General features: G+C 64.6%; 13 protein-coding genes. 4 read left to right on the forward strand and 9 right to left on the reverse strand.

Going from position 1 to position 13,628, the window contains the following annotated elements:
* The first annotated feature begins 98 nt into the window (after positions 1-98).
* Both HZZ16_RS18720 and HZZ16_RS18725 read left to right on the forward strand, forming a co-directional pair.
* Entirely contained in the window at positions 99-302 is a 204-nt protein-coding gene (locus tag HZZ16_RS18720; RefSeq protein WP_197950374.1) for a DUF1127 domain-containing protein, read from the forward strand.
* Positions 303-371: 69 nt separating this feature from the next.
* Positions 372-995: a GNAT family N-acetyltransferase gene (locus tag HZZ16_RS18725; RefSeq protein ID WP_197950377.1), complete on the forward strand. Its 624-nt coding sequence runs from the start codon at positions 372-374 to the stop codon at positions 993-995.
* Positions 996-1,209: 214 nt separating this feature from the next.
* Here HZZ16_RS18725 and HZZ16_RS18730 read toward each other — a convergent pair whose 3' ends face one another.
* Together HZZ16_RS18730 and HZZ16_RS18735 are read right to left on the reverse strand one after the other, a co-directional pair.
* Positions 1,210-2,040, reverse strand: coding sequence for an enoyl-CoA hydratase (locus tag HZZ16_RS18730; RefSeq protein WP_197950380.1), 831 nt, complete (start codon positions 2,038-2,040; stop codon positions 1,210-1,212).
* A 122-nt stretch (positions 2,041-2,162) separates the two neighbouring features.
* Positions 2,163-2,864 (reverse strand): SDR family NAD(P)-dependent oxidoreductase, encoded by a 702-nt coding sequence (locus tag HZZ16_RS18735; RefSeq protein WP_197950383.1) that lies wholly within the window; start codon positions 2,862-2,864, stop codon positions 2,163-2,165.
* A gap of 223 nt (positions 2,865-3,087) precedes the next feature.
* Here HZZ16_RS18735 and HZZ16_RS18740 point away from each other — a divergent pair, with 223 nt between their 5' ends.
* Positions 3,088-4,872, forward strand: coding sequence for an acyl-CoA dehydrogenase family protein (locus HZZ16_RS18740; RefSeq protein ID WP_197950386.1), 1,785 nt, complete (start codon positions 3,088-3,090; stop codon positions 4,870-4,872).
* Positions 4,873-4,959: 87 nt separating this feature from the next.
* Complete coding sequence (locus HZZ16_RS18745) at positions 4,960-6,048, forward strand: Zn-dependent alcohol dehydrogenase (RefSeq protein ID WP_197950390.1); 1,089 nt, start codon at positions 4,960-4,962, stop codon at positions 6,046-6,048.
* A 108-nt stretch (positions 6,049-6,156) separates the two neighbouring features.
* Here the strand turns inward: HZZ16_RS18745 and HZZ16_RS18750 are convergent, their stop codons facing one another.
* The 7 genes from HZZ16_RS18750 to HZZ16_RS18780 form a co-directional block, all read right to left on the reverse strand.
* Complete coding sequence (locus HZZ16_RS18750) at positions 6,157-7,629, reverse strand: amidase (RefSeq protein WP_197950393.1); 1,473 nt, start codon at positions 7,627-7,629, stop codon at positions 6,157-6,159.
* A gap of 100 nt (positions 7,630-7,729) precedes the next feature.
* Complete coding sequence (gene mbfA / locus HZZ16_RS18755) at positions 7,730-8,701, reverse strand: iron exporter MbfA (protein ID WP_197950396.1); 972 nt, start codon at positions 8,699-8,701, stop codon at positions 7,730-7,732.
* 66 nt (positions 8,702-8,767) lie between these two features.
* Positions 8,768-9,916, reverse strand: coding sequence for an alpha/beta hydrolase (locus HZZ16_RS18760; protein WP_197950399.1), 1,149 nt, complete (start codon positions 9,914-9,916; stop codon positions 8,768-8,770).
* Between the two features lie 215 nt (positions 9,917-10,131).
* Entirely contained in the window at positions 10,132-11,013 is an 882-nt protein-coding gene (locus HZZ16_RS18765) for an MBL fold metallo-hydrolase (protein ID WP_197950401.1), read from the reverse strand.
* Positions 11,014-11,028: 15 nt separating this feature from the next.
* Positions 11,029-11,640, reverse strand: coding sequence for a glutathione S-transferase family protein (locus tag HZZ16_RS18770; RefSeq protein WP_197950404.1), 612 nt, complete (start codon positions 11,638-11,640; stop codon positions 11,029-11,031).
* Between the two features lie 120 nt (positions 11,641-11,760).
* Complete coding sequence (locus HZZ16_RS18775) at positions 11,761-12,603, reverse strand: fumarylacetoacetate hydrolase family protein (protein WP_197950407.1); 843 nt, start codon at positions 12,601-12,603, stop codon at positions 11,761-11,763.
* Positions 12,604-12,689: 86 nt separating this feature from the next.
* The gene (locus HZZ16_RS18780; protein ID WP_210342520.1) at positions 12,690-13,577 is read right to left on the reverse strand and encodes an MBL fold metallo-hydrolase; all 888 of its coding nucleotides are present in this window, start codon (positions 13,575-13,577) and stop codon (positions 12,690-12,692) included.
* Positions 13,578-13,628: the final 51 nt, after the last annotated feature.

The raw sequence follows: 13,628 nt of genomic DNA on the forward strand, positions 1-13,628 counted from the left end.
TGCATGACGTTATTTCATGCGAAAGGGTACAAATTGTCGTTTGTCGCGGCGCAGCAGAAGGCAGATATTAGCGGTCAACTTAGCTCCAGGAGCTGAAAATGTCTACGCTGACTGACAATTCGATGACAAATCATCATGTACCCGGCCTGCTCCAGCAGATCGGCCAGATCCTTCACGTCTGGCACGAGCGCTACCGGACCCGGCGCGAGCTGACCCACTGGACCGCCCGCGACCTCCACGACGTCGGGCTGTCCTGGTCCGACATTGCCTACGAGGCCGACAAACCCTTCTGGCGGGCCTGATAGGCCGTCAGGCCGGCGCCGCCTGAGCACAGGGGCGCCGGCGGTCCCCTTTTCCGCCTGGCACGTGTCATGAGCACTTTCCACGTCGAAGACCTCAAGCAATATTCGGACGTGCTGCGCACAAGGCACGGCGAGCGGCTCAATGTCCGCTTCGTCGAGCCGCGCGACACCGATGAGGTGCAGCACTATTTCCGCTCGCTCTCGACCCGCTCCCGCTACAACCGCTTCTTCGGCGCGATCAGCGAATTGCCGAAGGGCCTGCTGCACGATTTCCTCGAGGTCGGCGCGCGCGATCGCTTCACGATCGTGGCGACCATGATGATCGACGGTTTCGAGACCATTGTGGCTGAAGCCCGCTATGCCTTCCATGCCGAGACCGCGACGCTCGAGTTCGGCCTGTCGGTCGATGACCGCTGGCAGGGCCACGGCATCGCCACCGCGCTCATGAAGAACCTCGAATGCCGCGCGGCCGCGCTCGGGGCCGAGCACATGTACGGCGACACGCTGCGCGCCAACGAGACCATGGTCTCGCTCGCGCGCAAATCCGGCTTTACGTTCGTCAACCACCCTGATGACTGGAAGCTGGTGCGCTTCGACAAGGAGATCAACCTCGCTCCGCAAGACATTCCCTGTGCGAGCTGGCGGCTCGCCGCCCTTTCCCGTCAGGCCGACAGCCCCTCAGCCTCGGCCTGACATGACTGCAGCCCGGCCTGGCCAAGCCAGGGCCGGGCGTTTTTTTGCCGTCGCTCTCTCTCCATCGTCATTCCGGGGCGCGCGTAGCGCGAACCCGGAATCCATTTCGCGGCTCGGCTTGCAGCCCAATGGATTCCGGGTTCGATGCTCCGGGCCGCGCCTTGCGCGGTCCCCGCCGCATCGCCGGGAATGACGCCCTGGGCGTTGGGCGCGCCTACTTCCCCGTGAACACCGCCTTGCGCTTCTCGATGAAGGCCTGCACCGCCTCCTTGTGGTCGGCGGTCGTGGTGAGGCGGACCAGCCGTTCGGCTTCGTGGTCGCGCGCGGTTTCGAAGTCGAACAGCAGGGCCTCGTCGAGATTGTCCTTCATGTAGCGCAGCGCGAGGCGCGGGCCTTCGGCGAGCGATTTGGCCAGCGCGAACGCCTCGGTCTGCAATTTGTCGTCGGGCACGACGCGGTTGACGAGGCCGATCGCTTCGGCGCGCGCCGCATCGACGCGGTCGCCTGTGAACATCAATTCGCGCGCCCGCGCGGTGCCGACGAGGCGGGTGAGCAGCCAGGCGATGCCGTAATCGCCGCTGAGGGCGATGCGGGCATAGCCGGTGGCGACGAAGGCCGATTGCGCGACGATGCGGATGTCGCAGGCCAAGGCGATGGCAAGCCCGGCGCCGACCGCCGGGCCGGGGAGCGCAGCGATGGTCGGCTTGCGCACCGACACCAGCGCGCCGGTGAGCAGCCGCTGCCGCTCCTGCAGATCGGCGACCTTGTCGTCAAAGGACATGTCGAGCTTCGCCTTGTCGCGATGCGCGCCCATGCCCTTGACGTTGCCGCCGGCGCAGAACGCTTCGCCCGCGCCGGTGAGCAGCAGCGCGCCGACATCGGGATTCTCGCCGCAGCTGCGGATCATCGTGCGCAGCGCCGGCGTCAGCGCATCCGACAGCGAGTTGCGCGCTTCCGGCCGGTTCAGCGTGATGACCGCGACGCGGTCGCGGATGACGCAGAGGAGCTCACTGGTGCCGGTGTCGATGGTGGTTTCGCTGGTCATGGTTTCTCCCTAGTTCGTCATTGCGAGCGAAGCGAAGCAATCCAGGGTCTTTCCGGGGAGACAGTCTGGATTGCTTCGTCGCTTCGCTCCTCGCAATGACGGGTTGTTGTTGTTGGCTTGCCTCAAAACCTCTCCACCCAGGGCCGCAGCTCCAGCTCCCAGCTCCAGGCGCTGCGCGGCTGCTGCAGCACGTTCCAATAGCTCTGTGCGATCGCATCGGGATCGAGCGTCGAATCCGGTCTATCCGCCGGGTCCGTCCGCGTCGCGCTCCTGATGCCGCCGTCGATGACGAAATGCGCGACATGGATGCCCTGCGGCGACAATTCGCGCGCCATGCTCTGCGCCAGTCCTCGCAGCGCGAACTTGCCCATCGCGAAGGGAGCGGACTGCGCATAGCCCTTGACGCTGGCGGAGGCGCCGGTGAACAGGATCGCGCCGTGCTGGTTCGGCAGCATGCGCTTGGCCGCCTGCTGCGCCACCAGGAAGCCGCCATAGGCGCTGACCGCAATCGCCTGCGCGACGTCGGCCGGGACGAGGTCGACGAACGGCCCGCGCGTGCGGCCTGAGGCATTGTAGACGACGAGATCGGGCGTGCCGATCTCGCGCTCGACCAGGCCGAACAGCCGCTCGACCTCGTCAGACTCGGCGGCGTTGCAGGCATAGGCCTTGGCCCCGGTCTCGGTGCAGAGCGCGCCAAGCTTCTCGATCTTGCGTGCGGCGAGCGCGATGCGGATGCCCTGCGCTGCAAGCAGGCGCGCCAGCGACGCGCTGAGGCCTTCGCCGGCACCGACGATGAGGGCGATCTTGTATTTCGGGTGTTCCATGGCGTGATCTCTCGGAAGAAGGGAGCCGCTGATCTATGCATGGTCCGCGCGGACAACCAGCCGGCGTGGCCACAATTCCGCGAGGGCGAAGTGCTCCCTCACGGCGATCATGCCGCCCTGACATTTTGCGGCTTTATCGCGGTCCGCGACTGGAGCATGATCGACATCATCCAAAGCGGCAAGCGCAAAGAATTGCCGTGGGACGGAAGCGAAGAGGACGATCATGCCCAGACCTGTGATAGCGCAGCCAGAAGATGTCGCGGCCGCACCATCCGGCCTGCTGGCGCCCGATACATCAGGCATGAATTTCTACCGCGCCGATCCCGCGCTCACGGACCTGCTCCGCATCCATCTGCCGGAGAATCTGTTCCGCCACATCGAGCCGCATCTCGACCGGCTCGGCGAGCTCGCCGGCGGCCATCTTGATGAATGCGCGCGGCTCGCCGACCGGCACACGCCCATCCTGCACCAGCGCGACAAGTTCGGCCGCGACGTGCAATGGATCGAATATCACCCGGCCTATCGCGAGCTGGAGAACGCCGCGTTTGGCGAGTTCGGCATTCACGCGCTTTCGATCCGCAAGGGCATCATGGGCTGGCCGGACAAATACCCTGTTGTCGCCAAGCACGCCTTCACCTTCCTGTTCAACCAGACTGAATTCGGCATGGGCTGTCCGATCAACGTCACCGACGGCTGCGCCAAGCTGCTGGCGAATTTCGGCAGCGAGGCGCTGAAGGCGAAATATCTGGACGGCCTCACCTCGACGGACATGAGCAAGCTGACCCAGGGCGGCCAGTTCATGACCGAGAAGGAAGGCGGCTCCGACGTCGGCATGCTGACCACGTGCGCGGTGCAGGAGGGCGACCATTGGCGCCTCTACGGCGAGAAATGGTTCTGCTCGAATGCCGACGCGAAAGTCGTGATGCTGCTGGCGCGGCCCGAAGGCGCCGGGCCCGGCACGCGCGGCGTCGGCCTGTTCCTGATGCCGCGCTTCCTCGACAACGGCACGCAGAACCATTACCGGATCGTGCGTCTCAAGGACAAGCTCGGCACCCGCTCGATGGCTTCTGGCGAGATCAAGCTTGAAGGCGCGATCGCCTACGCCGTCGGCAAGCTCGACCGTGGTTTCGTGCAGATGGCCGAGATGGTGAACTCCTCGCGGCTCTCCAACGGCGTCAAGTCCACTGCGCTGATGCGCCGCGCCTATCATGACGCGATGACGGTCGCGACCAACCGTGTCGTGTTCGGCCAGCGCATCATCGATCTGCCGCTGGGACGGCGGCAGATGCTGAAGATCATGCTGCCGGTGGAGCAGGGCCTGTCGATGAGCTTCCTCACTGCGGACGCGCTCGACCGTGCCGAGGCCGGCAGCCAGGACGCTGCGGCGCTGCTGCGCATCCTCACCCCGACGCTGAAATTCCGCGCCACGCGCGATGCGCGCAAGGTTTGCGGCGATGCGCTCGAGATGCGCGGCGGCATCGGCTATATCGAGGAATTCGCCACCGCCCGCCTGCTGCGCGATGCGCATCTCGGCTCGGTCTGGGAAGGCACCGGCAACATCGTCGCGATCGATGCGCTCTGCCGCGCAGTGGGCCGCCACGGCGCGGAGTCCGCGCTCGCGGCCGATCTGCACGCCCGGCTCGACGACAGCGGCTCGGTGCCGCAGGCCTGGCGCGACAATTTGCGTGATCTCACCGACCGCGCGGTCAGCTTCGCACGTGACGTTGCGGCTAAGTCCGAGAACGAAGCCGATGCGCGCCGCGCCACCAGCGCGCTCTACCACGTCGCCAGCGCGGTGGCACTCGCCTGGGAATCGCACCGCATCCACGAGATGCGCGGCGATGCACGCCGGCTGCTGCTCTCGCGCCTCGTGATCGACCATCGCGTAACGCCGAGTGATCCATTCCGGCTGACGGAAAATGCAGTGCAAGCGAAGATGGCCGAACTGTTGCTCGGCGATCGCGCAGCCGGCATGAGCAAGGTTGGCGAACTGGTCCTGGCGGCGTAGGCTTTCTTTCACCTCTCCCTTGGGGAGAGGTGAAGAACCGCCGCACGAGCAACATACAACGAACCAACAATAACCGAGGAAACACCGATGAAGGCCGCCGTCCTCTATGAAGTCAACCAGCCGCTCGTCATCGAGGACATCAGCCTGCCGAAGCCGGGACCGCGCGAGGTGCTGATCCGCACCGCCGTTGCCGGCCTCTGCCACTCCGATCTGCATTTCATGGAAGGGCTCTATCCGCATCCGCTGCCTGCAGTGCTAGGGCACGAATCCGCCGGCGTGGTCGAGCAGGTCGGCTCCGATGTTACCTATGTGAAGCCGGGCGACCACGTCGTCACGTGTCTCTCCGTCTTCTGCGGCACCTGTGACAATTGCACAACCGGCCGCACCGTGCTCTGCACTGACGCGACGGTGAAAATGCTGCCGGGCGTCTCCAACCGCATGCAATGGTCGAAGCCGGAGAAGCTGCACCAGTTCCTCAATCTCTCCTCCTTCGCCGAGCAGATGCTGGTGCACGAAAACGCCATCGTGAAGATCCGCAAGGACATGCCGCTCGATCTCGCCGCCCTGATCGGCTGCGGCGTCATCACCGGCTATGGCGCGGTGGTGAACACGGCGAAGGTGACGGCCGGCGAGACCGTGGCCGTGATCGGCTGCGGTGGCGTCGGGATGGCCGCGATCAACGGCGCGCAGATCGCCGGCGCCGGCCGTATCATCGCCATCGACACCAATCCCGCAAAACTCCAGCTCGCGACCAAGCTGGGCGCGACCGACATCATCAATCCGGCCGACGGCGACGTCGTGAAGCAGGTCCGCGATCTCACCAATGGCGGCGTGCACCATTCCTTCGAGGTGCTCGGCCGCAAGGAGACGGCCGAGCAGGCTTTTGCGATGCTCGCCTCCGGCGGCACAGCCACCATCGTCGGCATGATCCCGTTCGGTCAGAAGATCGAGCTGCACGGCTTCGACTTCCTGCGCGAGCGCAAGATCCAGGGCTCCTCGATGGGTTCGAACCATTTCCGCGTGGACATGCCGCGCCTCGTCGATTTCTACCTGCGCGGCCGGTTGCATCTTGAAGACTGGATTTCGGCCAAGCTGAAGCTAGACGAGATCAACGAGGGCTTTGCCAACATGAAAGCCGGCAAGACGCTGCGCAGCGTGATCGTATTCGACAGTTGAGCGATTTACCTTCGTCATTGCGAGCGAAGCGAAGCAATCCAGAACTGTTTCCGCGGATGCAGTCTGGATTGCTTCGTCGCAAGAGCTCCTCGCAATGACGAAGGACCGCTAGTTATCGAACATCTTCGGCGGCACGAAGCCGCCGAACTCGCGCTCGATCAGCTCGGCGAGCTTGAGCGGCGTCCTGTCTTCGAGGAAGGGACCGACGATCTGAACGCCGACCGGCAGGCCGTCCTTCGACAGGCCGAGCGGGATCGCCGTGGCCGGCAAACCCGGAAGCGTTGCGATGCCGGGCCAGGCGAGTTGGTCCGGATAGACATGGTCTTTGCCGTCGATGTTGATCCGCCGCTTTTCCTGTTCCGGCGAATGATCATGCGGATAGGCCGGGGTCGGCATGATCGGGCAGATCACCGCATCGAACGTCCTGAACAATTGCCGCCATTGCGCGCGCAGCCCGGCGCGCGCGCCCTCGTCGAACACCCAGGCCTGATGGGTGCTGGTCATGCCGCGCAGCCGCTCCGCGGCGAGGCTCGTGTCGTCGGGCGAGAGCTGCGCTGCGCCGGCACGGGCACCGGAGAGAATGTCGGGCGGAAAGAACGCGCCGAGAAAGCTCATCAGCATGCGCATGTAGAGACGCGAGCCCTCGCGGAAGTCCGGAAACAGCGGGCTTTCGCGCATGACGCTCGCGCCGAGGCTCGTCAGTTGCCCGGCCAGCTTCTCGATCGCGCCGCGAATCTCGGCATTGGCCGGCAGCAACGGATGGCTGTCGATCACCAGCAGGCGGAAATCCTTCAGCCTGACGTGGCGTGCGTCGGGCAGCGCGAGCTTGTATCCGACGCCGAGGTCCAGCGGATCGGGGCCGGCCAGCACGTCCAGCAGCAGGGTCAGATCTGCGGCACTGCGGGCCATCGGTCCGATCACCGCCATGTCGCGCTCCATCGGGATCGCAGGGAATGGTGGCGGCGTATGGCCGCGGGTCGGACATAGATTGTAGGTCGGCTTGTGCGCGTAGACCCCGCAATGGAACGCCGGCACGCGCAGCGAACCGCCAATGTCGGATCCGAGAGACAACGGGCCGTAGCCGGCCGCGAGCGCTGCCGAGGAGCCGCCCGACGAGCCGCCGGGTGTGCGGCCTAGGTCGTACGGATTGTTCGTCGTGCCGTAGATGTCGTTGTAGCTCTGCCAGTCACCCAGCCCCACCGGAACGTTGGTCTTCCCGAGAATGACGCCGCCGGCGTTCTTGACTCGGCTGATCGAGAGCGCATCCTCCGCCGGCTTGAAATCTTTCTGCGGGAGCCAGCCCCAGGTCGTCGGCAGGCCGGCGACGTTGTAGGATTCCTTCACCGTGACCGGCAGGCCAAGCAAGGGCTTGCGCTCGCCGCGTGCCAAAGCGGCGTCCGCATCGCGCGCTGCTTGAAGCGCGCGGTCGAAATCGCGCACGCAGATCGCGTTGACCTTGCCGTCGTGCCGCTCGATGCGGTCGATCGCATCCTGCGTGAGCTCGACTGCGGAGACCTTCTTCGCGGTCAATGCGGCGGACAGCTCCACTGCGCTCTTGAAACTCCATTCCGACCTTGCCACGTCGCTTCTCCTGTTCTTGTTGTCGAAGAATGATGCGCAGTTTGGCCGAATGCTGCAACGGCTGTTTGATCGCGATTGATATTCTGGCGGGACGGAACGTCTACGCCGCCCCGATCACGATCCCCACCGCCAGCACAATGGCGCCGCCGAGCACGATCTGGAACACGGCCTGGAGGAACGGCGTGTCCATGTAGCGCGAGCGGATGAAGGCGATCGCCCACAATTCGAAGAACACGACGACGCAGGCGATCACCGTCGCGATCCAGAATGCGTTGGCCCAGCTATCGGGCACCAGATAAGGCGCGGTGTGGCCGAGCCCGCCGAGCGTCGTCATCGCGCCGCAAGTGACGCCGCGCAGCCAGGGCGAGCCGCGCCCGGTCAGCGAACCGTCGTCGGACAAAGCTTCCGCAAACCCCATGCTGATGCCGGCGCCGATCGAGGCGGCGAGGCCGACCAGGAATGTCTGCCAGTTCTGGTGCGTGGCGAAGGCGGCCGCGAACAGCGGTGCCAGCGTCGAGACCGAGCCGTCCATCAGGCCGGCGAGACCCGGCTGCACATATTGCAGCACGAACATGCGGCGCCGGGTGCGGTCTTCCTCGGCGCGCACGTCGGGCTTCAGGATCTCGTCGGTCAATCGGGCTGCGGTGTGCTCGTGGCTCTTCTCGGCCTCGGCGAGATCGCCGAGCAGCCGGCGCACGTTGACGTCCTCGGCCTGCTCGGCGGCTTTGGCGTAGAAGCGCTCGGCCTCGAGCTCCATGGTCTCGACTTCCCGGCGGATCGTATCGAGCGGCAGGTTCTTGGTCAGCCAGATCGGGCGGCGGCGCAGGAAGCCCTTGACGTCCTCGCGGCGGATCGGCGGCAGATGCTGCCCGAAGCGCTGCTCGTACATTTCGAGCAGCATGTGACGATGGCCGCGCTCCTCCTCGGCCATCTGCTCGAACAGCTTGGCCGAGTCGGGATAGCGTTCCTTCAGGTCCTCGGCGAAAGTCATGTAGATACGGCTGTCCTCCTCCTCGGAGGAGATCGCGACCGCCAGCACCTCGCGCTCGGTCAGATCGGCAAAATTCTTCACAGCAGCCCTGGCTTCCAAAATTTAGAACGGTTCTAAACTATAGGAGGCTGCGGGTTCCGGGTCAAATCAAGCTGTGCGCGCCTTTGCCAGGAAGTTGAGCAGCAACCGACTTACCTCTCCCGGCTGCTCCTGCTGCACCCAATGGCCGGCGCCGTCGACGAGATGGCAGCCGAGCATCTTCGTGCACGCGCTGCGCTGCATCGTCTCGAATACGCCCGGCCGCTGATAAGTGCCCCAATCCTGCTTGCCCGAAATGAAGCAGGAAGGCACGTCGATGCTGCGGCCGGCAAACAATTGCAGCTCGCTGTTGAAGGCCCCCGACGTGCCGCAGCGATACCATTGCAGCCCGCCCTGAAATCCGGTGCGGCCATATTCGGCGCTGTAGTAGGCGAGCTCGCGGTCTGGCAGCCATTGATTGGCGGCAATCGCGGCCGGCGAGGGCATTTCCTTCGCGACCGTCTCGGCCATGGTCTCGTGCAAGTCCATCACGTAATAGGTCGGCAGCTTCGCCAGCTCCTGCGCCGACCATGCCTGCAGCGGATAGGGCTTGTTGTCGGTCCAGTCCGCGCTCTTGTGATGATAATAGGCGCGCAGGAAATCATGCACGCCCTGTGGTGCCTGCTGCATGTGGGCATTGGCTTCCCGTGTCGAATAGTACCATTGATAGTGCTTGCGTGGCCGCGGCAGCGCGGCGAGCTCGCGATGCACGGGGTCTTCCACCGCGGGCTTTGCCGGATTGTCGACAGTGCCGAACGGCAGCGCCGGCGGACCGCCGAACGGCGCGCTCATCATCGTCACCGAACGAAACACGTCGGGCCGGATCAAGGCGCACCAGGCTGCGACCGGGCTGCCGAAATCGTGCCCGACCACATCGACCTGCCTGTAGCCGAACGCCGACACCAGGCCGAGCGCATCGCGCACGAGATTGAACAGCGAGAACGGCGCGAGAGGGCCGTCATAGTCCGCGCTCCATCCCGTGGTGCGCCCGTAGCCACGCTGGTCCGGTGCGATCACGTGGTAGCCGGCCGCGCCAAGCGCCGGCATCACCTTGCGCCAGGAGAAGGCGAGTTCGGGAAAGCCGTGCAGCAAGAGGATGCAGGGCCGTCCCTTGGTCTCGAAACCGGCCTCCAGCACATGCATCCGCAAGCCGTTGACGCCGTCGATGGTGCGCGAGCGGATGCCGGCGGGCAGGGGAATGTCGGGGAGTGCGGTCATCAATTCCTCCGTCGTAGGGGTCTCTTACCCTCCCCTGGAGGGGGAGGGTCGATCGCGCGAAGCGCGAGCGGGGTGGGGTGATCTCTCAACACGGGCAGTGGAATCGTAGGGTGGGTTAGCCGAAGGCGTAACCCACCGCTTCTGTTTCTGCAGATCCTGAAGAGGTGGGTTACGCTCAGCGACTGCGCTTTGCGCAGCCGCGGAGCTAACCCACCCTACGACATCTCGCTAACCGCCACACATTCGAACGCACTGCCCTTGCGCCTGATCTTACCGACCGACGGCGAGGGAAAATGCGCCGTGCAGCACAGCGTGTCGGTGTCGCAATAGCGTTCCAGGAAGCTGCGGCGCGTCTTCGCGGCTGCGGCCGGATCGACGTCGAACTTGATCGACAGCTCCGGATAGAGCGTCTGCAGCGGCGAGTGCATGAGATCGCCCGAGAACACCGCATCGTCCTTGCCGCGGCCCATCGTGATGGCGATATGGCCCGGCGTGTGGCCCGGTGTCGGCAGAATGCGGACGTGGTCGCCGATTTCGTGGTCGTTGCCGACGAGCTCGTGCCTGTTAGCCTCGACCACCGGCAGCACGCTGTCGACGAAGGGCGGGATCTCCGCCTTCGCGTTCTGCGCGGACCAATGATCGAATTCCTGCTTGGCAAAGATGTAACGCGCCTTGGGAAAGGTCGGCACCCAGCGGCCGTTCTCCAGCCGCGTGTTCCAGCCGACGTGGTCGACATGCAGATGCGTGCACATCACGAAATCGATGTCGTCGACCGAAAACCCCGCGGCGCCGAGGCCGCGCAAATAGGTGTCGTCGGTCTTCATGTTCCATTTCGGCCGCTGCGGCCGCGGCTTGTCGTTGCCGATGCAGCTGTCGACCAGGATGGTGTGGTGCGGCGTCTTCACCACGTAGGACTGGAAGCACAGCAGCAGCACGTCCTGCTCGTCCAGCGCCTTCGCCTCGCGCATCCAGGCGCGGTTCTCGGCCAGCACTTCGGCCGTCAGTCCCGGCAGCATCTCCAGCGCCGGGACGAACGAGGTCTCCTGCTCGATGATCCGATGGATGGTGAGATCGCCGACCGAGAACTTGAGGCTCATGAGGACTCCCGAAATTTACGCGGGCGGCGGCACCGAGATCTTCACCGAGGGCCGCTCCAGCATCTTCTGGTAGAAGGCGTCGCATTTCGGATAGGCCTTGCGCCAGCCGCAATCGGCGAAGCGGAAGTCGGCATAGCCGAGCACGCAAACGAGGCCGATCTGCGAGATGTCGAACGGGCCGTTCAGCACGTCAGGCATGTTCTCGAAGCGCGCCATGCCGGTCCAGGCTCTGTTCCAATGGTCGTCCGACCAGGCCTGCCATTGCAGGCCCTGCGGCCGCACCATCTTCTCGTAGCGGCACAGCAGCATGGAATCGAGCATGCCGTTGATCAGCGAGTGATTGGTCTTGGCTTTCCAGCGCCGCGGGCCGTAATCCGGAATCAGGCTGCCGCCGGCGATCTCGTTGAGATATTCGACGATGACGTAGGAATCCAGGATCACGTCGCCGTCGTTGGTGATCAGCACCGGCAGCTTCTTCAGCGGCGTGATCTTCGAGTAGTCCTCGTTGGCCGTGCCCGGCACGACGCTCGCGGGCACGAGCTCGATTCTATCGATCAGCCCGAGCTCGATCGCGGCAATGCGCACCTTGCGGGCAAAGGGCGACGCGGGGGAAAAGGTGAGCTTCATTGTTGTGTCCCAAATGAATCAATTGGTTCGTCATTGCGAGGAGCGAAGCGACGAAGCAATCCAGAGTGTCACCGCGGCAGGATTCTGGATTGCTTCGCTCGCTCGCAATGACGGTGCGCCTTACGCCGCGATGATCTCCTGGCGCTGCTCGCCGAGGCCCTCGATGCCGAGCGTCACGACGTCGCCGACATTGAGGAAGGTCGGCGGCTTCATGCCGAGGCCGACGCCGGGCGGGGTGCCCGTGGTGATGACGTCGCCGGGCAACAGCGTCATGAACTGCGAGACATAGGAAATGCACTTGGCCATCGAGAAGATCATGGTCTTGGTCGAGCCGGTCTGGCGGCGCTGGCCGTTGACGTCGAGCCACATCGAGAGGTTCTGCACGTCCTTGATCTCGTCCTTGGTGGCGAGCCACGGCCCGAGCGGACCGAACGTGTCGTGCGACTTGCCCTTGGTCCACTGTCCCAGGCGCTCGATCTGGAAGGCGCGCTCGGAGACGTCGTTGCAGACGCAATAGCCGGCGACGTGGTTCAGCGCGTCGGCTTCCGAGACGTATTTCGCGCGGGTGCCGATGATGGCGGCGATTTCGACCTCCCAGTCGAGCTTGGTCGAGCCGCGCGGCTTCTCGACCGGATCGTTCGGCCCCGACAGCGAGGTGTTGGCCTTCATGAAGATGATCGGCTCGCTCGGGATCTCGGCGCCGGTCTCCTTGGCATGGTCGGAATAGTTGAGGCCGATCGCCACGAATTTCGAGATGCCCGTGACGGGCGCGCCGAACCGCGGCTTGCCGGAAACGGCGGGCAGCGAGGCGGGATCGAGCGCCGCGAGCTTCTTCAGGGATTCAGGCGAATAGGCCTCGCCGGTGAGGTCCTTCACATGCGCCGACAGGTCTCGCAACTGGCCGGATCTGTCGATCAGGCCAGGCTTTTCCGCCCCCTTCTCGCCATAACGAACAAGCTTCATTCTCGTTTCTCCCTGGAGATTGGACCGATCGGTTGAATAGCTTCTTGGAACAGGGCGGCGGGAAATTCAACCGCTCAAAACGGAGATCACCCCAGCGCCTCAAACCTGAACGCGTCGCCGTCGCGCTTGATGTGCCCGGCCGAAAAATGCCCGCCGATCACCAGCGTCGGCGTGTCGGCGAAGCGGCCGAACAGCGCCGCCCTGGTCGCGGCGGATTGCGCCCCGTCGGAATCGGCGGTGGAGGACCAGTCGAGATGCGCCATCTGGCAGGGGTGGTGGGCGACGTCGCCGGTGAGCAGGCCCTGCTCGCCGTCGGACTGGATCAGGACGCTCATGTGGCCGGGGCTGTGGCCCGGGGTCGAAATCATGCTGATCTCCTCGCAGAGCCTGTGGTCGCTCGGGATCAGATCGGCCCTGCCGGCGTCGACGATCGGCTGGACGGAATCGCCGAACACGGCCTGCTTGTCCGGCTCGGTCGAATGGTCGCGCCAATATTCGTATTCGGTCATGCCGAAAACGTAGCGCGCCTTGGGAAAGGTCGGCACCCATGAGCCGTCGACCAGCTTCGTATTCCAGCCGACGTGGTCGACGTGGAGATGCGTGCACAGCACGGTGTCGATGCTCTCGGGCGGAAAGCCGGCCGCAATCATCGTCTCCAGGAACGGCGAGCTGCGGTTGTTCCAGGTGGGCACGCCGCGGCCCTGCTTGTCGTTGCCGAGACCGGTATCGACCACGATGCGGCGCGAGGGTGTCTCCACCACCAGCGAATGGATCGACATCTTCAGCCGGCCTTCTTCGGTGGCGAAATGCGGGGTCAGCCAAGGCAGCTTCTGGATCTCGTCGTTGGTGGCTGCCGGCAGGATGAAGCGGGTCGAGCCGACCGTCTCCATTTCGACGAATCTCGTGATCTTGACCTTGCCGACCTTCCACTCCACCGGCGCCTCCCCCGTGTTCTTGCTCTTGTGCTGGAACATGCACATTTTCTGCCATCGAGCGCAATGGATCATCTGAGGTGATGTGGCGTT

The sequence above is a fragment of the Bradyrhizobium glycinis genome (genome assembly GCF_016031655.1).
In the GTDB taxonomy this organism is placed as follows: domain Bacteria; phylum Pseudomonadota; class Alphaproteobacteria; order Rhizobiales; family Xanthobacteraceae; genus Bradyrhizobium; species Bradyrhizobium glycinis.